This window comes from Leisingera sp. F5 (assembly GCF_001593695.1).
The window spans coordinates 1-1,409 of the sequence record NZ_LUKH01000959.1 but is presented as its reverse complement, the minus strand read 5'-3'; the positions used below and the strand labels follow the sequence as shown (position 1 = coordinate 1,409).

Here is a 1,409-nt window from a genome sequence, read left to right as displayed (position 1 = left end):
CTGGGTGCCGGGTTGAGCAGCACCATCGGATGTGCCTTGGCGACCTCGTTCAGGATTGCCTCCACCTTGCGCGGATCGGTGCCATAGGCGACGCCCACCGGCACAATCACCCGGCCCACGGTGTTGCCGCGGGTGTAGTTGGTAACGGTGCCCGAGATCAGGTCCGAGTTCGGCACAATCACGTCGGAGCGGTCGAAGGTTTCGATCCGGGTGGAGCGCACCGAAATGTCGCGCACATAGCCCATCAGCCCGCCGACCTCGATCCAGTCGCCTTTGGAAATCGGGCGTTCGATCAGCAGGATGATGCCGGACACAAAGTTCGACACGATGGTCTGAAGGCCAAAGCCGATACCAACCGACAGCGCACCAGCAACAATCGCCAGCGACGACAGGTCCAGCCCTGCCATCGAGATGGCGATAACAGCTGACAGGAAGATGCCGACATAACCAAGGCCGGAGGTAATCGCGTTCTGGCCGCCCGGGTCGATCTTGGTCTTGGGCAGCAGCGAATTGCGCAAGGAGCCCTGCACCAGCCGCGTCAGCGCATAGCCGACGGCAAAGACCACCGCAAACGTCAGGAAAGCGGTTGGAGAGATCTTTGTGTCGCCGATCTGGAACCCTTCCAGGAACTGCGACCACAGCTCAGTCAAATCTGCGATCCGTGCGCCCCAGATCAGCGCCACCAGCGGCAAGGCCAAAGCCGCCAGCACAAAGCCGATCATCACCGCAAACAGCGAGTCCCGCGCCTCGGACCCTTTGCCGGAAAGCCAGCCGTAGAGGTCGCCCAGGAAGCGCTGCAGCACCAGCAGCGCGGCCAGCAGCGCCAGGGTGGACACAGCGGGGTAAATCAGCGCCTCAGCTGCGTTCACATAACCAAAGGCCGCCAGCACCGGCGATACAAACCCCAGCAGATAGGTGGCACGGCGCACCAGATTCATGATCCGGTTGGCACCGGCAGCAATGGCGCCGTCGTCTTCGGTCTCATCGCTGCTTTGCTGCTGACGCCGCTTGGCACCGATCCGGTGCAGGCGCAGCAGAACCAGGGCCGCGCCCATAATCAGCGGGAAGCTGGCCACCGCATGGGCCTCAGCCGGGATGCTGTCGATGTTTTCCAGCTGGGTCAGCGCATCCTGCAGAACCAGGATCACCGCCAGAATATCGACCATCAGCCGGGTTTCATTCAGCCGCCCCTCTTGCACCGGAACCAGATCGTTCTCGATGCGGCTGGAGAACAGCTGGTTGCCCAGCCAGTGGAACGACAGCAGCAGCAGCGCCCAACCGGGCACATAATCCAGCAGGATCGACCCGCGGATGCCAAGCACCCCGGACAGGTCCACCGCTGCAGTCAGGCAGATGATGCCGATAAAGGGCAGGATCACCTCCAGCAGCGAGACCACAAAGCCCCAGAC

General features: G+C 62.5%; 1 protein-coding gene. It reads right to left on the bottom strand.

From position 1 onward, the window contains the following. Positions 1-1,409: mechanosensitive ion channel domain-containing protein (locus A2I95_RS37850; protein ID WP_291737573.1), on the bottom strand; the 1,409-nt coding region annotated here is incomplete at both ends.